Genomic DNA, 26,921 nt, shown 5'->3' on the forward strand with positions numbered 1-26,921 from the left:
CAATGGGAACCGCATTTAACTTTGATTCAGTCTGTCAAAGCTTGCAGAACCCATTGTCTTTTCTTTTGCCTTTTGAAGGATTACGCGACGGAATCAAGGAGGATGACGAGATGAAGGCGGAGGACGGAATAAAGTCACACAAGGACCAGAAAGGTAAGCGCTCGCATCTTAGGAGATGGCTGTCGGCGGGGTTGGCTCTGACGTTGGCCGCGGGCCTGGCGCCGACAATCGGAGGGGCGACGCCGGCGGAAGCGACAGCGGCAGCGCCGGCCAGATTCACGGGCGCGCCGGCCGAATGGGATGCGGTCGCGGCGGACGAGGCGGCGGGCGGAGGTTCGCTCAGCCTGCTGAAGGCCGTGCAGCGCGGTGGCATGCTGTATTTGCTGGCAGAGGGAACTGCCGTCGATCCGGGCGGCGTCTTCTTGATCGACGCGGACGGAGATCCGGCGACAGGGACGAAGGAGCCGGCGTGGAGCGATGCGACCGGCATCGATTACCGGATCGTCGGCACGCAGGTGCAGCGCTATGCGGACGGCGCGTGGACGCCGGCCGGTACGGCGGCGTATGCCAATTCGGGCACGATCGCCGAGGCGGCGGTCGATATCGGGCTGCTTGGCTTGACCGCGTCGGCCCCGCTGAAGGCGGCGTATGCCGAGCCTGCGGCCAACGCGTTCCTGCCGGATGCCGGCAAGCCGATGTTGGCCGTCGAGGCCGAAGCGGCCGCCTTCGGACCCGATCCGGACATCGCGGTCGACGGCAATCCGGCGGATTGGTCCGGCTCCGAGCCGGTCGCCGTGTCCGCGGACGGGCTCACGAAGATGTACGCCGCGGCGAACGGAGACACGCTGAGCGTCATGGTCAGCGGCAAGATGGGCGATTGGAACGACGTCTTTATCGACACGGACCATAGCAAGGACACCGGCTTCACGACAAACTGGCTGTGGCCGGATTACGGCTTCGACTACATGATGGAAAACGGCTCGCTGTATGCCAGCACCGGCAGCGGCTGGGGCTGGAGTCAGCTCGCTGCGGAAGGCATCCAGTACGCGGAGTCCGGCTCGGGCAACGGCAAAGTCATCGAGATGTCCGTCCCGCTTGGGGAGCTCGGAATGGCGGCCCCCGCGCCGCTGTATATCGGCTTTAACGTCGGCGAGGTGTATGCGCCGGCGCCGGCCGCCCAAGCGGCGAAGATTGTGCCCTCGCTGCCCCGCGTGACGGCGGACGGCAACGACGCCGAATGGCCTAGCATCCGTCCGATCGCGACCGGCACCGGCAATATCCGGGATCTGTCGGCGTTCGTGAAAAACGACAAGCTGTACGTGCTCGCGCACGGATACGACCTGTCGGGCGAGAAAAACTTGTTCATCGACGCGGACAACGATCCGGAGACCGGTCATCAGGGCTGGCAATATGCCTCAACCGGCGCCGATTATCTGGTGCAGAACGGCACGGCATACAAAAGCACGGGCAGCGGCTGGAGCTGGGAGGCGCTTGGCGCGACTGAGAGCGTCGTGTCGAGCGTGTATGCGCCGTCCGGCGAAAGCGTGCTGGAGACGGTCGTCGACATGAGAGGCTGGGAGGCGAGTTCGACGGTGCGGGTCGCGCTCGGCGTCGGCGCCGACTATGCGCCGGCGGCTTCCGGCGCCGCGCGCTATCCGGCCGCCCTGTCCGAACGCGGCGCGCAGATCGCGGTCGACGGCGGGGACGGCGACTGGTCGGATGTCGACAACAAGGCGGCTCGATTCGGCTGCGCGCGCTGCGCGACCGGGAGAAGCTGTACTTGCTGGCGCAGGGCAACGGTCTGAATACGCAGAACGAATACTTCATCGATGCCGACGGGGACGGCACGACCGGTCTGCAGGATGCGCGCTGGCCGGGGGGCGGCATCGATTACAAAGTATCGCGCAACACGCTTTATCGATATGACGGCGCCGGCGCCGGCTGGACGGCATCGGGCAAGGTGCAGAACGTGCCGGATGCGGCGAGCGACCTCGTCTACCTGTATCTGGATCAGATCGGGGCAACGACGGATAGCGGGCTTAAAGTCGCTTATGCGGCGAAAAACGTCCTGGCGCTACCGGGCGTCGGCCGGCCGATGCTGACGGTTCAGGCGCTGGTCGAGCAGCCGTCCGAGGCGGGCGTCTACTACCCGCGCGAATCGTTCGACGTGTTGAACAATCCGTACACCGGCTGGGTCGCCTGGGCGCGGGACGTACCGAAGAAGGCGCTCGGTGAGCCCTATGCACAGTCGCACAGTATGGTATATGCCGGCATCAGCTGGCGCGAGCTCGAGCCGGTCAAGGGCGAGTTCGACTGGGCGGGCATCGAGGAAAAGTACCAGTTCGCATACTGGGCGAGCCTCGGCAAAAAAATCAATCTTCGTATCGTGATGGACACGCCGACGTCGGACCCGGCGCATAAAGACATTCCCGACTGGCTGTACGACGAGCTGGTCGAGGAGGCGGGCTCCGCGGAAGGCGCGGGCAAATGGTACGACTCGTCCGAGATCGGAGCGGGCTTCGCGCCGAACTACAACCTTTCCGTGCTGCTCGAGGAGCACGAGCGGATGATCGCGGCGCTCGCCGCCCGCTACGACGAGGATCCGCGCATCGCCTACGTCCAGATCGGTTCGCTCGGCCACTGGGGCGAATTCCACAACTACCCGGAGCCGCTGTCGGGCAAGTTCCCGAACGTCGCCGTATCCGACCGGTACGTGCAGCACTATCTGGACGGCTTCAAGCACAAGCTGCTCGGCATGCGCAAGCCGTTCCCGATCGCGGCGGCAAGCGGCCTCGGGCTGTTCAACGACGTGTTCGGCGATAAGGGCTCGACGGATTCCTGGCTAAGCTGGATTCGCGACGGCTGGTCGGACATCGGCCTGTATATCGAACCGGGCGAGAGCGCGGCCGAAGTACAGGCTGCGTCCAAGATGCCGGATTTCTGGAAAACGAGCTTCTCAGGCGGCGAATTCACGAGCGGCAATCCGCTGCTGTCGCTCGCCGACAGCAGCATCGTCGAGTCGCTGCGGGAAGCGCGGCTGTCCCATACGTCCTGGCTGGGACCGTCCGCACCGGCGGACTACGAGGTGGGCAAGAACGGGATCACGCAGGACATTCAAGAGAACATGGACACGTTCCGCAAGACGATCGGCTACAGATACGTATTGAATGCCGTCAAGCATGACGGCGAGGCGGCCGCAGGCGACAAGATCGAAGTGAAGACGCAGTGGACGAACAAAGGCGTCGCGCCTTTCTATTACGACTGGCCGGTCGCCGTCGCGCTGGCGGATGCGGACGGACGGGTCGTCGCGTCGAGCGTCACGAAGACGAGCGGCGTCGACATTCGCGGCTGGCTGCCCGGCGACTATGAAGTGACGCTGCCGCTGGATATCCCGACGGGGCTCGTGAGCGGCGAATACCAAGTGCTGGTCGGCATCCTCGATCCGGATACCGGCAAGCCGGGCATCAAGCTGGCGATCGAAGGCGACCGGGGCGATGACTGGTCGGCACTGGATACGATCCGGATCGCGGGAACGGCGGCGCCGACATCGCCGCCCGGAACGCCGGAGCCGACGCCGGCGGCGGATGAGGTGCAGCAGGTCGCGGCGCTGCCTGCACCGACGGGCGGCAAGTCGACGGTCGCGATCGCAGCCGGCAAGACCGAGGTGCGGGTTCCGGCGGATGCGGCGTTCGCACTCGGCGAATCGCTCGCCTTCGCGGACGGCGGCTTCTCGCTCGAGCTGCCCCCGGGCGTGCTGAAGCAGCTTGCCGCGCTTCGCGCGGAAGGCGGCTGGCAGGGCGGCGATCTTTATGTCGTCAGGCGGCCGGGGGGGCGAAGCGGCGGCGAAGACGCTGGCGGCCGCCTCGACGGCGAGCGCGGTCTATCGCCAGGCGGGAGACGCGTACGAGCTGGAGCTCGGCGTAAGGAGCCCTGCCGGCGTCAAGACGCCGCTTCACCAATTCGACGAAGGGCTGAAGCTGACGCTAAAGCTGGGGGAAGGCGCGGATCGGACGCTGGCGGGCATTTATGCGATTCCGGGCGTCGGAGCGCCTGAGTATGTCGGCGGCGCGGCCCGTGGCGATGTCGTCACGGCGACGGTCAACCATTTTAGCGTATACGCCGTGCTGGCATTCGACCGCAGCTACGAGGACGTGCCTGCCGGACATTGGGCAGCGGGCGGCATCAAGTCGCTGTCGGCGAAGCATATCGTCCAGGGCATCGGCGACAACCGTTTCGAGCCGCTCCGCGCGGTGACGCGGGCCGAGTTCGCGACGATGCTCGTCAAAGCGGCGGGCCTTGCGGCGACGGCGGACGCGCCAGCCTTCCCGGACGTCCCGGCCGACGCCTATTATGCCACTGCGGTCCGAGCGGCTGCAGCGTTCGGCATCCTCCGGGGCAGAGACGACGGCCGCTTCGGGCCTTCCGATCCGATCACTCGCCAGGAAGCGGCGGTCATGCTGCTTCGCGCCTACGAAGCGGCGCATCCTGGCGAGGCGGTCCCGGCGTCGGCCCAGGACGGGTCTGCATTCGCCGATGCCGGACAGACTGCGCCTTGGGCTTAGTCGGGAGTCGGGTTCGCGATCGACCGTGGCCTGTTGAACGGGCTGCCTGGCGTCGGACTCGCGCCGGCGGGCATCGTCAGCCGGGCGCAGGCAGCGGTTATGCTCTCACGGTGGCTGTCGATGTAAGCGAGAAAACCGAAGAGCCGTACTTTCGCGAGTGCGGCTCTTTTTATTTTGCGAAGGAGGTGGTGTCCGTACGTTTAGCAAGCGAATCACCGACGTTTTATCATTAAAAAGGAGCGTGAGTTAAATGTCGTTCGCGTTTCAAGGCCGCCTCGGAAAAATCGTGCTGGCCTGGCTGTGCCTGCTGCTTGCCGCACCGATCTCCTTGCTCGTCCGCGGTCCGCATCATGCCTATGCCGCCATCGGCAAAGATCCAATTTACGGCAAGGTGCCCGGACTGAACGCCTACAGCCGCGTCATGATCTGGTACGGCACGAATACGGCCACCCAAGCGCAGCTGAACACACTGAAAACGTACGATCTCGTCATCCTGGAGCCAACGATCCGCATCGTCAACGTGGCGAAAAACCAGTTCTACTTCGAGACGTTCACGCCGAATCAGGTCAACGAGGTCAAGCGGGGCTCGGACGGCGTGCTCGGCACGGCCGACGACGTCATCGTGCTGGCCTATATCTCGGTCGGCGAGCTGGCTACTTCGAGCGTCTTCACCGGGTTCACCGGCAATATGACGATTCAGAACGGCAAGGACGTCGGCCTGCTGCCTGCGGACTACGCCGGACCGAGCGGCCCGCTGCACGGACCCAATCCGTGGAATTACAACGCGGCCGGCGGCTATGTCGACGTCGAGGGAGGAGCGCTGCCGGACGGCACCTACAATTCGGGCTACAACGGGTACTCGGGCATCTCGATCGCCGCCGATTATTCGTCGACAGGCAGCCTGCTCACCTGGGGCAACAAGGGACTGATGCCCTGGTACCTGGATCAGCAGGGCACCTGGGTGAACGATTCACGCTACTTGTACGGCGGCTACTGGAAAAACGGCGACGGCGCCGTCGACACGAACAAGACATACGGCGGGGGCTATATCAACGGCGGCGATCCGACGTGGAAAAAACTCATTACGTTCATGACCGACAAGCTGGAGCACGACGCGGGCTATGACGGCGTGTTCCTGGACACGGTCGACACGCCCGATCCGATCGGAGGCGCGGGACCGACGACCTCATGGGGACCGCGGGGCAACTTCGGGTTCACGGCCAAAGGCATGGTGGAGCTCGTCGAGGCGGTCAAGGCCGTCGATCCGACCAAGGTCGTGGCGGCCAACCGCGGCTACTGGTTTTTCAATCCGGACGAAGGCACCTCCCAATTTGCGGCTCGCTATCGTCACGCGATCAACCTTTTTCTCACCGAATCCTGGTACTACAATCCGTATATCACGTCCGGCTCCAAGTTTTACGACGAGAATGCCGCCTTCGCCGACAACTGGAACACGAATTCGGCCTCGCCGACCTACCGCAGCCGGGACAACTTCGGCGGCTTCTGGAAGGACTACATGAACGTGCAGGCCAACCAGGCCGACGGCTTCAATATTATCATCTGCGACTTCACCATCCCTTCGTCGAGCACGGCCAAATGGATGAACGAGGTCGTCGTGAACAGCGGCTATCTGGGCTACGACGTGAGCGGCGCGACCAACTTTACCAATATGTACGGCGACGCCAAGAACTGGCTGGACGCGCAGGGCTATCCCGAAGCGTCGCTCGCCGGGACGCATCCGACCGACCTGTACGGGGGCTTCAATATCGACGGCGACTTTGCGGATTGGTCCGGCGAGACGCCCATCTACAGCGATCCGGCGGGGAGCAACGCCAAGGGCATCACCAAGGTGTACGCGAAGTTCGCGGGCGACAAGTTTTTGATGAAAATCGACGCCAAAGCCACACTTAACCTGCAAAGCGAAATGATCTACTTCGATTACGACAAGAAAGGGAGCGCGGGCTGGCAGGGCGTCGCCTGGCCCGTCACGCCGGATTCGCGGATTTACTTCGAAAATGCGAACAAAGCTTATTTGGCGCCGCATGTCGAGGGCCAGGGGGACGTGTTCAAATTTCCGACGACGACGGTTACGAACAACGGCTGGCCGGTGCAGGTCAGGCAGTCCGGCAATTCGGCCGAGCTGGCGTTCGACGCGGACTATGTTTTCCCCGGCGCCATGGCCGGCCAGGAGATCTGGACCTGGTTCCGCGTTGCGAACTTCGGCGGCTCGTCCGTGAAGTTCAACGTGCCGGGCACGCCAGCGGTGCCGGCGGCGCCGACGGGGCTTGCGGCGCAGCCGGGCAGCGGTCAGATCGCGCTCTCCTGGAGCCCGAATTCGGAAGCCAACCTTGCCGGCTATAATGTGTACCGCGGCGGCACGAAGCTGAATACGTCGCTTGTCACGACACCTGCCTATACGAATACCGGACTAACCAACGGCACTTCTTACAGCTATCAGGTGACAGCGGTCAATTCGGCCGGCGCCGAATCGCCCAAGAGCGCGTCGGTGACCGCCGTGCCCCAGGCGGCGACGGCGCCCGCCGCGCCGACGGGACTGGTCGCGACGGGGGGCAACGGCCAAGTCGCACTCTCCTGGACGGCGGTCTCGGATCCAAGCGTCACCGGCTACAATGTATACCGCGACGGATCGAAGACGAACACATCGCCGATCGCCGGCACGAGCTACACGAGCGCGGGGCTGACGAACGGGACGTCCTACAGCTTCCAGGTGACGGCGATCGGCGCGGGCGGACTGGAGTCCGCGAAAAGCGCGGCCGCGACCGCGACGCCGACGGCCGGCAGCGGCTCGGGGATCGTCGTCGACGGCGCGGCGGCGGACTGGGCCGGCAAGGCGGCGCTCGCTGCCGGAGCCTCGGGCGTGCAGGCGCTCAAGGCGGCTGATGCGGCGGGCAATCTGTACCTGCTCGCCCAAGGCGGCGGGCTGAACGTTAAAGGCCAATTTTTTATCGACGCCGACAACAATCGGCTGACCGGCTACAACGCCGCGGGATGGACGGCGAGCGGCGCAGAGAGCGGCGCCGAATATATGATCGAGAACAATATCGTCTACCGCAATAACGGCGCAGGCTGGTCGTGGACCGCCGTCCGGACGCTGTCGGGCTCGGAGTTCATCCGTAACGACGGCGTCGTCGAGCTGTCCGTCCCGCTGGCGACGCTGAACGTGGCGGCCGGCTCGACGATACGGGTCGGCTATATCTCGAACGATTCGACGACCAACCGGCTGCCGGGGACGGGCGTCGCGCTGCCCGCCTATACGATCGGCGGCGGGCAGACGACGCCCGACACGACGCCGCCGGCCGTCCCTGCCGGACTGACGGTCACGGCAGGCAACGGCGCGGCTTCGCTCGCCTGGACGGCGGGCGGCGAGCCCGACCTGGCCGGGTACTACGTGTATCGCGGCGGCGTCAAGCAGAATGCGACGCCGATCGGCGGGACCTCTTACACGGCGACCGGGCTGACCAACGGCACGACGTATGCGTTCCAGGTATCCGCAGTCGACACGAGCGGCAACGAATCGGCGAAGTCCGCCGCCGTGAATGCGACGCCGCAGGCACAGGCGACGATCGCGATCGACGGCAGCGCTGCCGACTGGAGCGCGGTTGCCGAGCTCAATTCGGGAGCTGGCGGAACCGTGACCGCCCTTAAGGCGAAGAACGACGGCACCTATTTGTACTTGTTAGCGCAGGGCAGCGGCGGCCTAAATGTCAAGAGCCAGTTCTATCTGAACACGGACAATCTGGCGACGACCGGCTTCAATCCGTCCGGCTGGACGTCCGGCGGCATCGACACGCTGCTCGAAAATCAAAGTCTGTTCGCGTACGCCGGCTCGAACAACGGCTGGACCTGGACGCTCGCGAGCACGCTCGGCAGCGCGAGCTTCGTCCGCAACGACACCGTGCTGGAGGCCGCGATCCCGCTTGCCTCGCTCGGCTTGACGACGGGCAAGACGATTCGTCTCGGGTTCATCTCGAACGACTCGGCGACGAACCGGCTTCCCGGCAGCGGGGCGCTATACTCGTTTACGCTTCAATAGTTCGTTCAGATAGGCGCAAACGTTCCTTCGGCTGCAATCTAAAACGCCCGAAACTGCCGGTCGTCGGCAGCTTCGGGCGTTTTCTCGATTATTTGTTGCCGACAGCGGTCAGCCTTGCGCTATTTGTCCCCGCGCTTCCCACGCCTCCGCCAGCAGCTCGGCGTTAATGCCGGCACCGGCCATCGCGCCCATCGCCGCAGCCTGGATGAGCTGATTCATCTCGGTCGCGATGTCGCCGGCGACGAATACGCCAGGCACGCTAGACTTGCCCAGGGGGCTGGTCGTCGCTACACTGCCGGTCGGGGTCTGCTCGCAGCCGAGCGCTTGGGGCAGGTCGGAGCCGGCCACCAGCGTCGGCGCGAAAAAGATGCCGGTGCAAGGAATGGAGGAGCCGTCTTCGAGCTCGACCCGGTTAACCATACCGTCCTCGGAGACGATCCGGCGGATCGGCGCGTCATGCAGCGGAATGTTCCGTACGCGCAGTTCCTCGCGCTGCGCGTCCGTCAGCTCGTGCGGACCGTTGGTGAACAAGGTGATGCGGTCCGACCAGCCAAGGATCGTCTTGGCGAAATGAAGGATATGTTCGCCTTTGACGATGACTGCAAGCTCCCGATCGCGCAGCTCCCAGCCGTCGCAATACGGGCAGACGAACGCACTCTTCCCGTAGACGTCGGTTAGACCTTCGATCTCGGGCAGCCGATCCTTTTTGCCGACGGCAAACAGCAGCTTTTTCGCCCGGTAGGTATGACCTTTCTTGGTCACGATGCTGAAGTCTCCGTCTGTGCCTGTCGTCTCTGCCGCGATATCCGCGACGAACCGGACCGAGGGGTAAGCGCCGATCTGTTCGACGGCAATCTGCCTGAACGCGTCGGGCTTGATGCCGTCCCGCGTCAAAAAGCCGTGCGATTCGTGCGTCACGCGGTTGCGGGGAAGACCCTCGTCGATTACGATGACGTTTTTTCTGGCTCTCCCGAGTACGAGCGCCGCATTTAATCCCGCCGGTCCGCCCCCAATGATCGCGACATCCAGTAACTGTTCCATGTACTCGCTCCTTTTTGGTGACATTATAGATTCTTTATATCCATGATTATAGCGGATAGGCATCGCGATATGCAATCGGTTTTTGAGCGCGTACCCAAAATCGAACAAGAAACGGACAACAATGCGTGGGCGGCAAGCGTTATAATGGAAGCGTTAACCCAAACGCGAAGGAGTATGATGATAAACGTGAGCAACAACCGGATCGGCTTGATCGGCTGCGGCAATATCAGCGCCATCTATTTGAAAAACCTGACGGCTTCGTCCGACGTACGGGTCGTCGCATGCGCGGACATCGACGTCGAGCGCGCGCGTGCGCGGGCGCAAGAATTCGGCGTGCCGAAGGCATGCACCGTCGAGGAGCTGCTCGCGGATCCCGAGATTGACATCGTCGTCAATCTGACGATCCCGGCCTCGCATGCCGAGATCAGCCGCCGCGCGCTCGAAGCGGGCAAGCACGTCTACCTGGAGAAGCCGCTTGCGGTCGAGCTTCAGGACGGCCGCGACGTCGTCGCGCTGGCCGAGTCCAAAGGCTTGCGCATCGCCTGCGCGCCGGAGACGTTCCTGGGCGGCGGCATCCAGACCTGCCGCAAGCTGATCGACGAAGGCGCGATCGGACGGCCGATCGCGGCGACGGGCTTCATGATGGGCAGCGGCCCTGAAGCCTGGCATCCGGATCCGATCTTCTTCTACCAAAAGGGCGGCGGTCCGCTGTTCGATATGGGTCCGTACTATTTGACCGCATTCATCTTCCTGCTCGGCGGGATCCGCCGCGTCACCGCTTCCGCCGCGATCTCGCTGCCGGAGCGCGTCGTTGGCAGCGGCGCCAAGAAGGGCGAGCGCATCCCGGTCGAGACGCCGACGCATATCGCGGGCGTGCTGGACTTCGCATCCGGCGCGGTCGGCACGCTGATCACAAGCTTCGACGTCGCGGCCGGCACGAATCTGACCAACATGATCGAGATTCACGGCACCGAGGGCACGCTGCGCGTACCGGACCCGAATACGTTCGGCGGTCCTGTCAAGCTCAAGAAGCCGGGCGGCGACTATGAAGACGTGCCGCTCGCGTTCGGCTACGACGACAATATGCGCGGCATCGGCGTCATCGACATGGCGCGCGCGATCGCCGAAGGCCGCCCGCACCGGGCATCCGGACAGCTGGCGCTGCATGTGCTCGAGACGATGAACGGGCTGCTTCAAGCGTCCGCCGAAGATCGCCACATCCCGCTCGAGCCGCTGGCTGAGCGCCCGGCGATCATGCCGGAGGGCGGTTTCGAGTAAGGACGGATTACTTTACCCAAAGATTTGCGCAAGCCCGGACGGCCGGAGACCGTCCGGGCTTTCTCGTGTTCTCGTGCTTGCTCGCCGCAGCGTCGGCTGACGCTGTTGAACGATGCGTGAATATGGGGTAAGTTTTAATTGGATTATTTTTGAAATCTCCCCATTTGTACATAATCGGAGGCGCGAACTATGGCTAAAGACTTGATCAGGCAACTGAACGACTGGCACCGCAAGAGCAGCTACGGCAAGATCGTCGACAAACTTGAACAGATTCCTCCCGAGGAGCGGGACTACACGCTTACCAGTCACCTGGCCAGAGCCTACAACAACCTGAACCGATACGAGGAGGGGCTGGAGCTGCTGCTGTCGGTCGCCGAGCAGGGCGCCGATGACCCGCTTTGGCATTTTCGGACCGGGTACGCTTATTACTATCTGAATCGGTACGAGGAGGCGATCGCGGCATTCGAGCTCGCTGACCGTCTTGATCCCTCGGACGAGCTGACGTTGAAGCTGCTAAAGTCGAGCCGTGACGAAGTCGAACGCCTCGGTGCGATAGCACAGGCGACCCGATTGACCTCCGACGTTCCGTTCGAGCGAATGGACTTTTCGGATTTTTGGGAAGACAGCGATTATGCGCGCGACGCCTACGTGTCCGAACCGCCGACCGACGAGCTGATCGCCGAGGTGGAGGAGGAATTGGGCTACAAGCTTCCTGCCGCATATATTCATCTGATGAAGCTGCAAAACGGCGGCATTCCGCGCAATACTTGTTTTCCGACTCAGGCGCCGACTTCCTGGGCGGACGACCATATTGCGATTGAAGGCATCATGGGCATTGGCCGGGACAAAAGCAATTCGCTGTGCGGGGAGTTCGGAAGCCCGTTCATGATCGAAGAGTGGGGCTATCCCAACATCGGTGTCGTCTTTTGCGATTGCCCGTCCGCCGGCCACGACGTCGTCATGCTCGATTACCGCGCCTGCGGTCCGCAGGGCGAGCCTCAGGTCGTCCATGTCGATCAGGAAGGGGATTACCGCATCACCTTCCTGGCCTCGAGCTTCGAGGAATTCGTCCGCGGCCTGGTGAACGAAGAAGCGTACGACACTTCGGCGTCCGATGCGGAGCAGGATCTGCTAAGGGTGACCGACGGCCAGTTCACGCCGCTGCTGGCTGAGCTGTGCGGCAATGTGACGGAGCTTGAATCGGCCGAGGAACTCGTTCGCGCCGTATGCAAAAAAATCGTGGAGGAAAAGGGCTTCTTTTCCCTGCATGCCGACAGGCTGTCGATGCTGATGTACGACGTGCAGTTCTGGCTGTATACGAAGACGTATCCGCAGACGGATCGGGAGGCTTATCTGGCGCGCTATCCGGATATGCTCGTATTCGGCTCGGGATTCGCCACGAACGGCTATGCGCCGGGCTTCGTATCGGATTGGCTGGACGAACGGCTGCGGAAAGGGCTGATCGTATCGGAAAACGGCGGATTGCGATTTACCGATGAAGCGGCGGCCGAAGTGATCGCGCAGCTTCAATCGGAGGCCTCGGCTGATGGACGAAGCGGCGACGACAACAGTACGCTAGAAGAAGAGCTGGCGCCGTTCAAGCTTATTGTGCACGACAACAGCGCGTCTGTCATTTTGAATGTTGGCGAATATAAGGAAGCGTTGTTCCATTCGCGGGAGGACGAGGGCTTCGAAGGAAGCGGCTACGATTGGGCGTCGCTCGCTGCTGTATTCCTGGAGGAGCGGATGCCGGAGCTTTCCGGCGTCGTTAAGTGGGATCCCGAAGGCAGCATGTTCTGCGCGTATTCCAACGATCGGGAGGCAATCGTCCGCTTCGCCCGCGCCTTTAAGGCCGCCTGCGAGGACGACGCGTTGATCCGGGACTTGTTTTCCCGGGCCGAGCTTGACTGACGCAGCGGAGTGACTCGGAAAAAGCGTGCAACTCCCCCAAAAGTCCGGTTGCTCCCCCGAGGACGTTTATGGAATACTAGGTTTATCGAAAAGGCAGGGTTGGGGGAGAGCGGGACGATGGGAAGCAGGCTATGGATTCAAAACGGCAGGGCGGTGCTGCCTGGGGGCGTGGAACAGACAGACATTTTGATCGAGGACGGGCGGATTGCCGGCATCGGCGGCGCTGCTCCCGGCGGGAACGTGCGGACGATCGACGCGGAGGGCGCCTATGTTCTGCCGGGGCTCGTCGATATTCATTGCGATGCGATCGAGAAAGAGGTCGAGCCGCGGCCGGGCACGCTTTTTCCGATGGAGATGGCGTTCCTGCAGTTCGAGCGCAAGCTGGCCGGTCACGGGATTACGACGATGTATCATTCGCTGTCGCTCGGCGTAGGCCTCAGTCTGCGTGGCGAGCATCTTGTGTCGGAGATGATCGGCACGATCCGCCGCCTTAGCGAAGCGCGGTCGATGATTCGTCATCGCGTCCATCTGCGCTACGAGGTATCGCATCTGACCGGCTTTCCGCTCGCCGAACGACTCATTCGCGAAGGACAGATCGATTATTTATCGCTGATGGACCATGCGCCGGATCAAGGACAGTACCGCCGGCCGGGCGCTTTTCAACGCTATGTGATGAAAAATCAGGGCGTAGATGCCGAGGAATGCGAACGGATCGTGGAGGAGCTGCAGGCGCGCCGGGCGTTGATCGATTGGGGCAAGCTGCACCAGCTTACCGGGCTTGCCAGGCAGCATGGGGTCGCGGTCGCGTCGCACGACGACGATACGCCTGAGCAGGTCGACCGCTCGATGGCGTTTGGTGCGTCGATCAGCGAATTTCCGCTAAATCTGGAGACGGCCGAATACGCATCGGGACGCGGAATGAAAATATGTCTTGGCGCGCCGAACATCGTGCGTGGCGGCCCCCACGACAAAAACCTGACGGCGATGGATGCCGTCAGGGCCGGCGCCGCAGACATCGTTTGCTCCGATTATCATCCGGCGTCGCTGCTTCATTCGTTGTTCGGCATGCATGCGGACGGCATTCCGCTCCATGAGGCCGTGCGGATGGCGAGCCTCGAACCGGCGACGGCGCTCGGGGAGGCATCGCGGATCGGCTCGATCGAGCCGGGCAAGCTGGCGGATCTGCTCGTCGTTCGCACGATCGGCGGCGTACCGGTCGTCACCGGTACGGTCGTCGAAGGGACGGTCGTGTCGCAGACGCGGGATTACCGGATGTAAAGGCGATCAGGAGGGCGAAGGCACCTCGTCCGTTCCCTGAGATCGCGCGGCGAGCTGGGCATGCAGGGTATCGACCAGCTGCTCGCGCGTTGCCTCGGCGCTATGCGCCCAGATCGTCTCGAACAGCACGCCGATCCCGGGCAGCGTCGCCTCGGCATTGCCGATCGAATCGTCGATCGTGGCGCGCAGCTCTTCTTTGCTCTTGCCTTCGACGCGTCTGAAGATGGCTTCTCGCAGGGTGATGTTCACGGTTCGAATCCTCCTCGAAGCGGTCGTCCGCAGACACCGGCATGACCGGGCCTGCCGCCCATATAGCGTCTCCGCCAGCAATGGCGGTTATCCGGCGACCCGGTCCGTGTTATAATGGAAAACACGAAAAGCGAAGCCGGCAAGGCAACAACGAGGAGGAACCTTCGGCATGGCCAAGGGCAAAAAGCAGTTCGCCGTCATCGGACTAGGGCGCTTCGGCTCGAGCGTCGCGCAATATTTGGCGAAAATGGGCTACGAGGTGCTCGCGGTCGACGAGAATCAGGAGCGCGTGCAGGACATGGCGAACGTCGTCACGCACGCCGTCTCCGCGGACTCGACCGACGAGGAGGCGCTGAAGGCGCTCGGCATCCGCAATCTGGACGTCGTAGTCGTCGCGATCGGCCAGGATATCCAGGCGAGCATCCTGACGACGCTGATCCTGAAGGACCTGGGCGTGCCGAAAATTATCGTCAAGGCACAGAACGAGCTTCACGGCAAGGTGCTGAGCAAGATCGGCGCCGACAAGGTCGTATTTCCCGAGCGGGATATGGGGCTGCGGGTCGCGCATCACCTCATCTCGCCGAACATTATCGAGCATATCGAGCTTTCTCCGGACTACAGCATCGTCGAGCTGCAGGTGCCCTCGAACATGGCGGGCAAGACGCTGAGAGAGCTCGATTTTCGCGTGAGGTTCGGATGCAACGTGATGGCGATCAAGCACGGCGGGGAAAAAATGGATGTCACGCCGCGAGCGGACAAGCCGCTGCAGCGCGCGGACGTGCTCGTCATTGTGGGCAACAACGGCCAACTGCTGCAACTGGAGCAAGCCTATGCCAATCTTTGAACCCGCGCTAACCTCGCTCGCCAATCCGCGCGTGAAGGGATGGGCCAAGCTGTCGGAGCGCAAATATCGTCAGCAGAGTGGGCGCTTCAAGCTGGAGGGCGTGCATATGGTCGTAGAGGCATTGGAGGCGGGATGGCCGCTCGAGGCGGTTGTTTTCGACGAGAGCTTCGGACTGCCTGAGGAGCTGCTGCCCTATGCGGAGCGGGCGTCGGCGGGCGACCGGCGCGGCGCGGGTCCCGAGTGGATTCCCGCGTCGCCGGATATTATCGCGAAGTGCAGCGAGACCGAGACGCCGCAGCCGGTGTTCGCGGTTGCGCTTAAAAAGGGCGTCGATCCCGCGGCGCTATTCGCATACGCGCATAGCGACGACCCGTCGGCGGGCGGCGGGGAATCGGCTCAAGCCGAAAGCGTCGAGTCGGCCGGCGCGGCCCCTTCGCGCGCACGCGGGCCCGTCGTCGTGCTCGACGGCGTGCAGGATCCCGGCAACGTCGGCACGATCGTTCGCTGCGCCGCGGCGAGCGGCGCGTCGGCCGTCGTGCTCGGCAAGGGCACGGCCGACCTGTACAACGCCAAAACGCTGCGCGCCACGATGGGCTCGCTTTTCCGCGTGCCGACGATCGAGGCCGACTTGACCGAGCTGCTGCGCGAAGCCAAATTGCGCGGCGCCGTACTGTACGGCACGAGCTTGCAGGCGGAGTTTTCCTGCTACGATCTCGATCTGACCGGCAGCGGCGTTTGGCTGCTGTTCGGCAACGAAGGCGCCGGCTTGTCGCCGGCCGTCCAGGCGATGATCGACCGCCCGATCATCATTCCGATGACCGGCTATGCCGAGTCGCTGAACGTCGCGATGGCGGCGACGGTGCTGCTGTTCGAGGCACAGCGGCAGCGGCTTGTTTAACGATGCAAGGGCCTTTCCCCAAAGAGCTGCAGTTCATGCCTGCAGTTTTTTTTTATTATAGCAAGATCAACACCACGGCAGCCGACCAGACGATCGGCTGCCGTTTCCATTGAAGTAAGGATAGGATGCTTTGGCGCTTGTCGGGTGGCTACAGAGCCACCACTTTCACCGGACCAAAAGCGAACCTTTTGTTCGAAAGCGTTGTTCAATATGTAGGCCTGGTTTAAAGGGGGGAGAAAGCATGCAAGAGCGGGAGCTCTTTGAAACGTACCGGAAAGAGGTGTATCGGACCTGCTATTTTATGCTGAATCACGCGGCGGATGCGGAGGATGTGTGCCAGGAAGTGTTTATCTCCGTTTTTCGGCATGATTGGCGTCGGGTGGAGTTTTTGCGGACATGGATCATTCGCGTGACAGTGAACTGCTGTCTAAACCATATGAAGCAGAGCGAGCGGCGCAAGCGCAAGGAGAACAGGCTGCAATTGCTTAGCTTGAGCATGGTGGAGAAGGCGGCAGAGACGGTCGCGGTGGAGCAGGAATCGGCCCAGGATGCGCAATGGCTTCTGCAGCGGCTGCCGAGCAAGCTTCGGGCAGCGGCGACGCTTCGCTATATAAACGAATGCTCGTTGACGGAAATTTCGGACATTCTGGACGTTCCCGTCGGAACGGTCAAATCACGCTTGAACAAGTGCCTAAAGCTTATGAGAAAAGATCTGCAGCGTGGCGACGCTGAAGCAGAGAGGAGCGGGGAATATGAAACAAACCGAACGGATCGAACGAATTTTTACTCGGTATCTAAACGATGACGCACCGCTGAACGAACCGGATTATGACAAGATGTGGGAGCGGATCGAGCATTCACGCTCCCATGCTGACGGGATAGATTCGATGCTTCCGGTGCCCGCTTCTCCCCGGAGACGGGTATCCAAAAGGGCGGTGGTGCTGGTGACGGCGGCAGTGCTGCTAGTGGCTACACCGGCCTTTGCTGCATGGACGCATACATGGGATTACTTCACTTACCATTCGGGTGTCCGCTCGGCATTGGAGCAGGGGCTCGGGCAGCCAATCGGAAAAACGGTCTTCGTTGGCGACTCTCGACTTACCCTCGACACAGCCGTTGCCGACGATAACCGGACGGTACTGCTGTTCAGTTTGGATCTGCCTCACGCCGATCCGACCAGTTATCCGCGATTTTCCGATATGAAGCTGTCGGACAGCGATGGCAACGCAATCGAGGGAAGTACGTTCTTCAGATGGAATCCGGACGATAAGAGGTGGCAAGGAGAATTCTCAACAGACTGGACGCCGGACAGTCTGCGAGCGAACGTGAAGTTCTTGGCCGAGGACTTGCAAATCTTCACCGCGGCACAGCGCGAAATTGCCTTCGATGCGGAGGATAACCGGAAGCAGACGATCGATATCGGACAGGATGGAATCGACCGACTTGACGTGTTGCCTTTTACTCAAGGAGACAACACGTTGCTGTCCACGTCGGTATTTTTCAGCGACAAGGAGGCGCAGAAATGGTCTTACCCCGTCATCGGCGTATACGATGGCGCGTCGCAGGTCAAGGATGCGAGGTCCGGCGTATTCGGCAAACCGGGAGAGCGAGGAGAATATACCGGGTTGCAGTATTTTAAAACAGCCGACCTGGAGACTGCTCTTGTTAAATATAAGCTGGACTATACGAGAAAAGCTGCCCAAATTGACGGAGACTGGAGCTTATACCTTCAACTCGACAAGGAACAGATGCTAGACGGCACAATCAAGCGCCCGATCAATCAAACCGTCGAAACGGCGGCCGGGCCGATTAAACTGAAGGATATGACGATAACGCCAACCCGGATTCGCATTACAGGTACTGGCGAGAAATACAAGTCGCTAAGCTTCAAGCAATTCTATTTGGATGTGAACGGGACGCGGCTAAAGGGAGACTATCCGAGCGAAAGATGGGGCGACGTCTACGACTTTACGCTCAACTTTGAGAGGCAACCCGGTCTCGTTCTATCCGAGCGGACGCCGATTGCGCTTGAAATGAAATATGAAGTGGCCGAGCGGCACGTCAAAAATCCGATTCATCTGTCCGGGATCGGCAACGAGAAGAAGACGATTATCACCCAATTGGGCGGATATTCGGTCAACTGGACGTACTACAAGGAAAACGGTAATCTCTATATCGAAAGCTGGAGCGACGATCCACACTTCGGCGGCGTCAATCAAACTTATATGAAGGACGGCAAGCGAAGCCGGCCGGGTAGACAGGTGACGGTCAACTTCGCAGGAGGCGGCAACAACCGGATGATCGATATGTATAAGGACTTTGCAGGTACAGAAGCGGATATCTACATTTACTTCTACATGACGGACAATCCCGACAAGGTACTGCGTATTAACTTGCCAGCTTTACCGGCCAATTGAAGAGTCGCTTGCGCTTGATGTAGATCAGTATAGCAAACGAACACCACGGCAGCCGGCCGAACGATCGGCTGCCGTTTTCGTTAGGGGCAGGATAGCTATAACTCAATTCATCTAATAAAATGGAAATTAAGGGGGGGATTAATGGAAAAGAATAGAGAGCGTGCTAAAGAAAAACGCCCAGCCATCCAAAAGTTTGAACAAGAAAAGCTTGTCGAGTTGCTATCCAACAAAATGTCAGGTTCGGAACTAAACACACTTTTTTTGGAAATGTTTCGTCGAAGAAGTACAGATAATATGCTTGGTGAACTCCTGCGTCATTACAAAGAAAATCAGAAATCCAGCTGGATATAAATGCAAGAGGTGGATACGCCGACTATGAGGGTTTGATTGATCGAACGGTGCAGCATATCCAAGAACAAGCTCCTGACTTAACGATCACAACAAATAAATTCTCTTCAGATAATGCTTATTACAAGGGGATTCAATTTACAATCAAAGCTACAGTTCATGGAAACGAGCTTAGTATTGGAGATGGCGGGTTCGTAGATTGGACCCAGCAGTTACTTGTCAATAAAAAGCAGCGAATGCTAATCAGTGCGATTGGACTTGATCGCCTACTGATAAATTAGATCAGTTTTTCGAGGAAAAGGGAGAGAATGAGCGAGAGAAAAGTTGAATGTGGAGCTGTTCATATTGATATATTCAGCAGAAGAATTTGTACGCCTTCGCAAGAGCGAGATCCCAAGTGAATACCTTAGAGCTTCTTGGGATGCAGCCACCTTTGAAGTATGGGTGGAGGTTATTGAAAAGTATCCAGAACTAAGATTTTGGGTAGCGCAGAATAAGACATCAGAGATAATGGAAATTCTTTCTGACGATCCCTCAGAACGTGTGAGGGGAATGATTGCTTCGAAAAACAGGTTGCCGGAGCATCTTCAGATTAAACTGGCTAAAGATATCGATTCATCGGTCAGAGAAAGAATCGTTTACAATAAAAAAATTTCAGCAGTAGTTGTGCAGTTACTTGTGCAAGATGAAGATGGGTCAATCCGGGAAAAAGCAAGAAGTCGATTAACTCAACTTTGAGCCTTGAGATTACACGCTAGCGAGGAACTTGAGCCAAAAGCCAGAGGACATGATGCTGTTGCTGAGATAAATTCAAGCAAATTTTAAAAGCTATTATTATGAGGAGGGGCTTATGGGAGAGAAGAGAAAGAAATCATATGTAAAAGTGATGTTCTATGTGTTGTTAGACATAAGAAACATGTCCACTTTGGACTCCATTAATTCATTGGGTTTAAGGAGCAGAATGTCTGAAATAAATAAGCTTGCTGATGCATTTCATAATCTGCCTGACTTGATTTACAGCAATCAATTTGATGAGAATCTATTTTGGGAACAACTTAAGATGATATGCCCTAATAAAGTTGAAAACTATAGGAGGGTTTTTGAAAGTGCGTTGAACGCCTAACGGAAGACGTTAAATAAAATATTTCCGAGGAGAGATATTTACGAAGTATAAAAGAATATTAGTAATGGCGGTTTTATTGCTTTTTTATATTTTGGCGTGTTGGTTAGTCGATATTATCGGCAGTAAAATCGTTTTGGATGCTTCAGGACGTTCTTATATTCTCCACAATCATTTCTTCTACAATGAATACATTTTCAGTGAAAGTAGTACCGAGCTTAATTTCAAACTTGATAGAATTTTTTTGCTCTGTACAAGTGTTGGTTACTTGGTTTTTAACTTAAGGATACGAAGGCAGCAGCGTTAATAACGATCCGCTGTAGTTCCACGCTAACAGGCAGTTTAACACAACAACAATCTGGAGGGGAACTATGAAAGTTCCAGGTGTGTTAGATGGAGCTAGGGTGATTGAATACACGATGAATTCTGTGGAGAACCAATTTGGAGTAGTGGGGATTTTAAGCGATAAAGGAAATGTTATAGATGAACTTCAAATCACCGCCATGGCCATATGTCAGTACGAAGAGGCTAACAAATTTTACTTATTTTCTTGTGATTTAAATTGGGAAGTCATTGGAGATTTTGACTTTTCTACAGTTGAAGAAGCAAAGACTAGTGCAAAACAAAATCATCACGTCGACGATGATGATTGGTTTTTATATAACACAGGGCGTTAAGCTAAAGGACGGGTTTGGCTTGTTCGAAGCAAGGACGAGTAGATCGTTATATGGGAAACTCAATATGGTTACATGACAATTTCGGAAAAGAAATTGTTGAGTCACTCTCTATATCTAATGGAGCCACTAGTGTACTTTTCGAGGTACTGGCACTAAGTGGGTCAGATTTAGCAGTAACAAACAGAGAGAAAGAATTTATCGTTTGGTTGAATCAATGGGATCAATCGATTGTAGGTATTGGAACTGTGGGGTTTAGCATTAGTGAGATGCCTTGGATGAAAAGAGATTATAACGAGGCAAAGAGATTTTTGTTATCTGTTATTGATAGTGCGATTAATAAACATAGATGGGAAGATTTAAATTACACTCCTAATGAGGAAATATTATTGAGGATTTTAAATCATCTTCGTCTATTGATAACCAATGTTCAAGAAGAATTTAGAGATGAGAGTCATTATACTGAATGGTCTACTACAGACGAGTTAGATGAGTACCCTACAATTCCTAATGGGTTCTCTCGATGTTCTAAGCATAAAATTCTTCTATCTTGCCATGGCTGCTTATTATGTAATGATGGTATGTAGTCTTATGAACGGAAGAGATAGCAGAGCGAGCATCGCGGCAGCGGGATGGAGGGCAAAATGGTTCCGAGTAGTGATTTGGTTCCTAAAGATAAATTTGACGTTGATGCCTTGAATAAATTGAGAGCCATTGTTCATAGCGGTATGGATCTTACACCGATATTAGGTAAGCTGTTCGAATGGATCCAAGATATTAACTGGCCTGTAGCACCAGAACTGTGTAAAATCCTAGCAACACTAAAATCGAAGGATATCATCCCGCAAATTAAAATGGTTTTGAACAGTAATGATGATTGCTGGCAGTTTTCATGTATTTGTTTCCTTATCCCCGAGTTACCTTTAGAAATGAAAAAAGAAGTTATACCGGATTTATTAAGAATAATATCGAATCCCACAGAAAACGAAATACTTGGTGAAATAAATGAGAGCGCTAGAGAGGCTTATGAAGATATCATTGAATCGTTAAACTTCGTGAAATGAGATGGACAATGAAAGGTGGCATTACATTGAGCAACTTTATAATAACGTCGTTTGCTCCGTACTCATTAAATTATTTAGTTTATATACAAAATTTGTTTCTAAGTAGTAAAGGTGAAGCAAATAAATTTCCCTCGACTAATGCTAATTGGGGTCTTCTTGAGGAGAAATTATTTTATGATGTTTTTAGAGCTGTGTGGTCAGAAATGGTGGAGAGATTATCTCAGAACCATTTGTGCGATCATAATGGAATTATAGAAACGGAACGCGAATTATTTCAACAATTATTCAACCAAGGAAGTGAAGGAAAAGAAGGATTTGAAGAAAGTAAGAATTCGTTTTACGCTTGGTTTTCAAGCCTTGCTGGACAAATAACTATTGAGCGAGCATCTGATCATATGATGTATTACGAAATAGATATTTACAATAAGTTATCCAGTAAAATTAATATTAGTAATACAACTAACCATGATCTTCTGATAAGCCTTATTTACGATGATTGCAGCTTGGGAATTAGCGAAAGCTTTTATTGGCATTCCATTGTCTCGCTTCGAGATCTTTATATAGACAAAAAATCCTTGGTCCCCCAAATTGCTGATCGTTGGAACAATGGTCTGGGAATGCTGTAAAAGTTATTATCGCAGTAAAGGTACCGCATAGAATAATACATTGAATCATTGAGCTCCTGACGGAGAACGATAGTTTCAATTACACATTCTGCGAGCACGATCCGATGGTCAGCAGTTCAATTAATTCGCCGAACACCTTAGGTCACTTTGGAATTCAACATAATTATCTCGCATCGGTTTTAGGCTACTTACGGCGTTTCTTGTTTCGCCGTTTTCGGTAATGTTCGAGCAGTGGGGCATCCACATGCATCTGATGTTCTCTTTTCTTCATAAAGTCCGGCTCGCTAGCGGCCATCTTCATCAAGAGATCAAACTTGGGCTCCTTGCAATAAATTTGCTTATTAGATTGATACGCCTGCAGCGAGTTGTAATAGGTCACATAGTCTAGATCGTCGAGCGGCATAAATAAATTGTCATTATCCTTCATTTGAGGGAAGTAGCTCTTTTCGTAAAGAATAAGTATCAGTTTGCTGTTAAGCGGAAAAGCAATCTCCATTCCGGGAGACAACAGCCCTTGATGCGACACTAAGCCTTTTCCGTCTTTGTAGCCCCGCTTCACAACAGGGTTATCCGATGTATAAAACGGTTGATCGGTCCGGTTAACTCCAATAGACCAATAAAAATTTTGTAATAATCCGAGGATGAGGGTGCTTATAAATTCTTCGTTGGACAACATGCGGAGATGCTCATATTTTTCATGATTCGGATCGATTCCTACTTTCACATCACCCGGGACGTAGTTCTCTAACCGGTGAGCCGCAAATAAGTCGAAATGTGTCTGGGTCAACGTGTTAAAGGCGCTTATTACATGATCTCGGAAGTCGGCTGTGCGAATAATTTGCATCGTGAGCTGTCCTGCGAACGCTTCTCTTTCGGGAGGGGATAGCACTGTTTGACGGTAGGGGTTCTCCGTAAGGGTGAAACGGGCGATGATATTGTCTATCTGTACTTTCAGCAATGCTTCCAACTCGCTAAACATCTTCTCAGCGGTTTGCTCATAAAAATCATCTGGCAGATTATCGAAATCCTTAGCTTCGATATCATAGAAATAGCGCGCGCCTGCCACGTTCCGCGGCGAGGTAGGGAATGGCTCTTTTCCTGGCTGCGTCTTATCGAAAACATAAAGCATATTTTTTTGATCGGTAAACCTCATGAGGTAGGATTGCGGAACGTAATGCTGGTGCTTCGTTTTTTCGCTCACGTTGCAAGCCTCCTTCCAAGCATTCTGATAATGTATATTTATACTATAAAGTTACGCTAACTGGATACGTTAGTCCAATTACACAGCCTGCCAGCGAGATCTGGTAGGCTGTTACGAACGGGCAGAATAGCTTAATATAAGTTTTGCATAAAGCATCCATGACAACCGATTATCCCGACCGGCTAATTTGTTTAGTTGGCGGAAAATGCCTCGGTGGTCCTATTTGCTGTATTATTTTTCTTACTTGGGAACTTTTGTTTAGCTAAGGGGTCTACTTGTGTAGTGGGGTGAGGCCGTGGATCTGGATTATCTAAAGTATTTGACAAGCGGAGTAGATCGCGATGTCGTATTGAATGAATTAATGAATGAATATGGAAACGATGTATGGAACTTTGCTTTTTATCTCATCCGACGATCTGATTATGCGGATGATATCTGCCAGGATGTCTTCTTGACCTTGTATGAGAAGCTTCATACTTTCCGCGGCGAATCCCACATTAAAAGTTGGCTTCTTACTATCACGAGAAACAGAACCTACAAGTACAGGAGAAATGCATACTTTTCTAGAGTTGTCCTAGTAAACAACGCCGCTAAAAATGGAACTTCCCGATCCGCGGAGGCGGAAATGTTCGATAGGATGGAAACTCGTCATATTTGGATAAATGTGATGAAATTGCCGCTTCGGTATCGGGAGGTTCTGTTATTGGAGATACATTATCAGCTGAGCATACAGGAAATGGCCAAAATGCTGGATGTCGCCGAAGGAACAATTAAATCGCGATTGCATCGCGCGCGCAAGAGATTATCGACGTTGTTGCAACTTGAATCGGAAGGGGGGATCGACGATTGAAGAAGCATGAACAATGGGAAGAACTACTCAGGCAATCTCCTTTTATGCAGCCACGTTTCAATGAATGTATGAAAAAAGAGATTATTCGCAAATACAAAGAAAAACCGATTTCAAAGTTTTACAGATATCGTTTCCGAGCGATCATTGCCATTATGATCATTTGTGTCGGCACGCTTTTCATTATCGACAGCGAGGCAATATTTACAAAAAGAAACGACGAGCGCGCGCCGAGAATGTCTTTTCAGACCGAAGCGGTTCGAACCGAATATAAGGTAAACGGCAAAGCATTGTTTCAAGTCTTTCCTGATCCTGCATTGATTGCAGGAGCTCAATACGGCTATATGATCCATTTCACGCAGCCGTTTGAAACTTTTTTCGGTAAATCTATTTCAATCAAGGCATATCATCTGGGGATGGGAAAACAAGTGACCGTCGTAGCGCCCGTTAAGATTACCGAGCCTAGCCCGGGGTACGAAAGCTTGGATCGATTCGTAACCCGATTCGGCCTCCCTTTCGGCGGCACTTGGAGATTCGAGGTCAACTTAAACGAACGATTCTACGGCGACTTCGTGCTGAAGATCAAAGAGCCTGCTTCTTGGACGGAATCCGGAACTTTTAATCTTCCGTACGAGGGAGTCGATGGTCTTTCTCATAAGTACGTATTGATAGGCGAAGAAGGTAAAGTCGGCTTCTTAATCGGCCCATATCAGAACGAAAATGGCGAGCTGCTCGACAAACAACCCATTATCGCGGGCAAAGGGAATAAATACATGTGGTTCTTTTGGGGAACAAAAGAAGAACTAACAGGTGGATTAAGCATAATGGCTCTAAAGGAAGGCACAAATCGAGAAATCGACATGTTTAGAACACCCACCGGTCCTTGGAACACCCAAGATTCTCGTACTCCGACGTCGATGGTTTTTCCTGAAGAGGGTATGTGGAGAGTTAATGCCTATATCGGAAATCGTCTATTCGGCAGTATTATAGTACAAGTGCAGCCTCAGAATTAATATGATCCTGTTGTCAAAATCAACATTCTTTAAAAGCATAATCGTCAACTGCTTCAACAAAAGGATAAATACTACGGATTAAACTCCTAACGGAGACGTTAGTTGAATGCCAACAGCTACGGTCTGACACTTTATTTTTCAAGCAAGATTTGAGACAGTAATTTTTTGTAATCCAAAGTTCGTTTAACACTTTTAAAAAACCGGGAGTGAGTCTTCATGTCCGAACAGTCCCCATCCACACCGATCGACGTCGTCAAGCTGGACCGTCATATGACCGTCGAAACGGTGCGCGGCGATTCGCTGAAGTGGCTGTCGCCGCTTGAGCCGCCTTTCCATATCGCCGGCTTCGCGTGGTTCGAGCAGGAAAGCCGATACCGCCGACTGCCGTCCGCCCCGGCCAATGCGCTGCCGCCGGCAGTTGACGTACTTGCGAACTGTACGGCCGGCGGCCAAATTCGCTTCCGTACCGACTCCTCGCAGCTGTCCATCCGGGTCAAGCTGGCCGGTCCGGCCAATATGTACCATATGCCTGCAACCGGACAGTGCGGGTTCGATTGCTACTTGGGCGAGCCGGGGGAGCAGCGCTATTTGAGCACGACTCGCTTCGATCCTACGCAAACGGAATATGAGTTTTCCTTTTACGAATGGAAGACGAAGCAACTGCAACAAGTAACCTTGAACTTCCCGCTGTACCAGGGCGTCGAGGAAGTGTGGATCGGCGTCGACGAGGATGCGACGATCAATGCGCCTGCCGCATACGCAAGCGACAATAAGGTCGTCCTGTACGGCACGTCGATTACGCAAGGGGGCTGCGCAACGCGTCCCGGCATGGCGTATCCGAATCTGTTGAGCCGATATCTCCCATTCGAGTTCATTAATCTCGGCTTCTCCGGCAACGGCAAAGGGGAACCGGAAGTCGCCCGAACGATCGCCGGCATCGCGGACCCGGCCATGTTTGTCCTCGATTACGAAGCGAATGTGGGCACGGCAGAACAGATGGCGGAGACGTTGCCCGCGTTTATCCGCATTTTGCGCGAACGTCACCCGGAGGTGCCGATTCTGGTCGTATCCAAGATTCGCAATGCAGGCGACCGGTTCTATGAGGAAAGGCTGCAGATGCTGCGCGACCGCAGGAACGTCCAGCAATCGATCGTCGAGAGGCTGCGGCAAGAAGGCGATGTCAACGTCCATTTCCTCGACGGAGGCACGCTTCTGGGCGAGGAGGATGCCGAGGAATGCACGGTCGATGGCGTCCATCCGACCGATCTCGGCTTCCTGCGCATGGCCCAGTGCCTGGCGCCGGTCATCCGGAAGCTGATTGGCGCGTGAGCGCGAAGCGCCCGGTCCTTCCAAGCGGTAACGAATGCGAATAGCAGCGCAAGCGCGCGAAGCGCACCGCCACTCCTTTCGGAGTTGGCGGTTTTTGCTTTTTAAGCGCGTCTGAAAAGAGGTCGTTCGCGATCGTTTTTGGATTAGTATCGACAGCTCTTGATCAA

General features: G+C 56.0%; 24 protein-coding genes. 21 read left to right on the plus strand and 3 right to left on the minus strand.

The features are described from left to right. Window positions 1-110: 110 nt before the first annotated feature. From KVT38_RS06835 to KVT38_RS06850, 4 genes are all read left to right on the plus strand, one after another. Entirely contained in the window at window positions 111-1,805 is a 1,695-nt protein-coding gene (locus KVT38_RS06835) for a DOMON domain-containing protein (protein WP_217592943.1), read from the plus strand. Continuing rightward, window positions 1,781-4,054 (plus strand): DUF4832 domain-containing protein, encoded by a 2,274-nt coding sequence (locus KVT38_RS06840; protein WP_217592944.1) that lies wholly within the window; start codon window positions 1,781-1,783, stop codon window positions 4,052-4,054. The genes KVT38_RS06835 and KVT38_RS06840 overlap by 25 nt, the downstream gene beginning before the upstream one ends. A 97-nt stretch (window positions 4,055-4,151) precedes the next feature. Further along, window positions 4,152-4,562, plus strand: a complete 411-nt coding sequence (locus KVT38_RS06845) for an S-layer homology domain-containing protein (RefSeq protein ID WP_368859062.1) — start codon at window positions 4,152-4,154, stop codon at window positions 4,560-4,562. A gap of 250 nt (window positions 4,563-4,812) precedes the next feature. Then, entirely contained in the window at window positions 4,813-8,616 is a 3,804-nt protein-coding gene (locus KVT38_RS06850; RefSeq protein ID WP_217592945.1) for a fibronectin type III domain-containing protein, read from the plus strand. Window positions 8,617-8,724: 108 nt separating this feature from the next. Here the strand turns inward: KVT38_RS06850 and KVT38_RS06855 are convergent, their stop codons facing one another. After that, the gene (locus tag KVT38_RS06855) at window positions 8,725-9,657 is read right to left on the minus strand and encodes an NAD(P)/FAD-dependent oxidoreductase (protein ID WP_217592946.1); all 933 of its coding nucleotides are present in this window, start codon (window positions 9,655-9,657) and stop codon (window positions 8,725-8,727) included. Between the two features lie 174 nt (window positions 9,658-9,831). On the opposite strand from KVT38_RS06855, the gene KVT38_RS06860 reads away from it, so the two are divergent. The 3 genes from KVT38_RS06860 to KVT38_RS06870 all read left to right on the plus strand — a co-directional run bounded on the left by KVT38_RS06860 (window position 9,832) and on the right by KVT38_RS06870 (window position 14,124). Then, complete coding sequence (locus KVT38_RS06860; protein WP_254639049.1) at window positions 9,832-10,935, plus strand: Gfo/Idh/MocA family protein; 1,104 nt, start codon at window positions 9,832-9,834, stop codon at window positions 10,933-10,935. A gap of 189 nt (window positions 10,936-11,124) precedes the next feature. Continuing rightward, window positions 11,125-12,846 carry an Imm51 family immunity protein gene (locus tag KVT38_RS06865; protein ID WP_217592947.1) on the plus strand — a complete coding sequence of 574 codons (1,722 nt, stop codon included), beginning with the start codon at window positions 11,125-11,127 and terminating at the stop codon, window positions 12,844-12,846. 117 nt (window positions 12,847-12,963) lie between these two features. Continuing rightward, window positions 12,964-14,124, plus strand: a complete 1,161-nt coding sequence (locus KVT38_RS06870) for an alpha-D-ribose 1-methylphosphonate 5-triphosphate diphosphatase (protein ID WP_217592948.1) — start codon at window positions 12,964-12,966, stop codon at window positions 14,122-14,124. A gap of 6 nt (window positions 14,125-14,130) precedes the next feature. Here the strand turns inward: KVT38_RS06870 and sspI are convergent, their stop codons facing one another. Further along, a complete protein-coding gene (gene sspI / locus KVT38_RS06875; RefSeq protein ID WP_217592949.1) occupies window positions 14,131-14,373 on the minus strand; it encodes a small acid-soluble spore protein SspI in 243 nt (80 codons plus the stop codon). Window positions 14,374-14,542: 169 nt separating this feature from the next. Between sspI and KVT38_RS06880 the strand changes: the two genes are divergently transcribed. From KVT38_RS06880 to KVT38_RS06930, 11 genes are all read left to right on the plus strand, one after another. Beyond that, on the plus strand, window positions 14,543-15,217 hold the full coding sequence (locus tag KVT38_RS06880) for a potassium channel family protein (protein WP_217592950.1): 675 nt from the start codon (window positions 14,543-14,545) through the stop codon (window positions 15,215-15,217). Next, entirely contained in the window at window positions 15,204-16,115 is a 912-nt protein-coding gene (locus KVT38_RS06885) for a TrmH family RNA methyltransferase (protein WP_217592951.1), read from the plus strand. Before KVT38_RS06880 ends, KVT38_RS06885 begins: the two co-directional genes overlap by 14 nt. A gap of 241 nt (window positions 16,116-16,356) precedes the next feature. Beyond that, window positions 16,357-16,920: an RNA polymerase sigma factor gene (locus KVT38_RS06890; protein WP_217592952.1), complete on the plus strand. Its 564-nt coding sequence runs from the start codon at window positions 16,357-16,359 to the stop codon at window positions 16,918-16,920. Then, window positions 16,868-18,532, plus strand: coding sequence for a DUF4179 domain-containing protein (locus KVT38_RS06895; RefSeq protein ID WP_217592953.1), 1,665 nt, complete (start codon window positions 16,868-16,870; stop codon window positions 18,530-18,532). Before KVT38_RS06890 ends, KVT38_RS06895 begins: the two co-directional genes overlap by 53 nt. Window positions 18,533-18,673: 141 nt before the next feature. Beyond that, window positions 18,674-18,883 (plus strand): hypothetical protein, encoded by a 210-nt coding sequence (locus KVT38_RS06900; protein WP_217592954.1) that lies wholly within the window; start codon window positions 18,674-18,676, stop codon window positions 18,881-18,883. Between the two features lie 321 nt (window positions 18,884-19,204). Then, complete coding sequence (locus tag KVT38_RS06905) at window positions 19,205-19,618, plus strand: hypothetical protein (RefSeq protein ID WP_217592955.1); 414 nt, start codon at window positions 19,205-19,207, stop codon at window positions 19,616-19,618. 112 nt (window positions 19,619-19,730) lie between these two features. Then, window positions 19,731-20,003 carry a hypothetical protein gene (locus tag KVT38_RS06910; RefSeq protein ID WP_217592956.1) on the plus strand — a complete coding sequence of 91 codons (273 nt, stop codon included), beginning with the start codon at window positions 19,731-19,733 and terminating at the stop codon, window positions 20,001-20,003. Window positions 20,004-20,371: 368 nt separating this feature from the next. Next, window positions 20,372-20,677: a hypothetical protein gene (locus tag KVT38_RS06915; RefSeq protein WP_217592957.1), complete on the plus strand. Its 306-nt coding sequence runs from the start codon at window positions 20,372-20,374 to the stop codon at window positions 20,675-20,677. A gap of 50 nt (window positions 20,678-20,727) precedes the next feature. Further along, window positions 20,728-21,261 carry a hypothetical protein gene (locus KVT38_RS06920; protein WP_217592958.1) on the plus strand — a complete coding sequence of 178 codons (534 nt, stop codon included), beginning with the start codon at window positions 20,728-20,730 and terminating at the stop codon, window positions 21,259-21,261. 57 nt (window positions 21,262-21,318) lie between these two features. After that, window positions 21,319-21,738: a DUF5071 domain-containing protein gene (locus KVT38_RS06925; protein ID WP_217592959.1), complete on the plus strand. Its 420-nt coding sequence runs from the start codon at window positions 21,319-21,321 to the stop codon at window positions 21,736-21,738. A 26-nt stretch (window positions 21,739-21,764) separates the two neighbouring features. Next, window positions 21,765-22,364 carry a hypothetical protein gene (locus tag KVT38_RS06930; RefSeq protein WP_217592960.1) on the plus strand — a complete coding sequence of 200 codons (600 nt, stop codon included), beginning with the start codon at window positions 21,765-21,767 and terminating at the stop codon, window positions 22,362-22,364. Between the two features lie 184 nt (window positions 22,365-22,548). Here KVT38_RS06930 and KVT38_RS06935 read toward each other — a convergent pair whose 3' ends face one another. Beyond that, window positions 22,549-23,565 (minus strand): DUF4238 domain-containing protein, encoded by a 1,017-nt coding sequence (locus KVT38_RS06935; RefSeq protein ID WP_217592961.1) that lies wholly within the window; start codon window positions 23,563-23,565, stop codon window positions 22,549-22,551. A 295-nt stretch (window positions 23,566-23,860) separates the two neighbouring features. Between KVT38_RS06935 and KVT38_RS06940 the strand changes: the two genes are divergently transcribed. The 3 genes from KVT38_RS06940 (at window position 23,861) to KVT38_RS06950 (ending at window position 26,754) form a co-directional block, all read left to right on the plus strand. Then, entirely contained in the window at window positions 23,861-24,415 is a 555-nt protein-coding gene (locus KVT38_RS06940; RefSeq protein ID WP_368859060.1) for a sigma-70 family RNA polymerase sigma factor, read from the plus strand. Next, the gene (locus tag KVT38_RS06945) at window positions 24,412-25,425 is read left to right on the plus strand and encodes a DUF4871 domain-containing protein (protein ID WP_217592962.1); all 1,014 of its coding nucleotides are present in this window, start codon (window positions 24,412-24,414) and stop codon (window positions 25,423-25,425) included. Before KVT38_RS06940 ends, KVT38_RS06945 begins: the two co-directional genes overlap by 4 nt. 216 nt (window positions 25,426-25,641) lie before the next feature. Further along, complete coding sequence (locus KVT38_RS06950) at window positions 25,642-26,754, plus strand: SGNH/GDSL hydrolase family protein (RefSeq protein ID WP_217592963.1); 1,113 nt, start codon at window positions 25,642-25,644, stop codon at window positions 26,752-26,754. The last annotated feature ends 167 nt before the right edge of the window (window positions 26,755-26,921 follow it).

Origin of the sequence: Cohnella sp. GbtcB17 (genome assembly GCF_019091135.1) — a bacterium.
Classification (GTDB): domain Bacteria; phylum Bacillota; class Bacilli; order Paenibacillales; family Paenibacillaceae; genus Cohnella.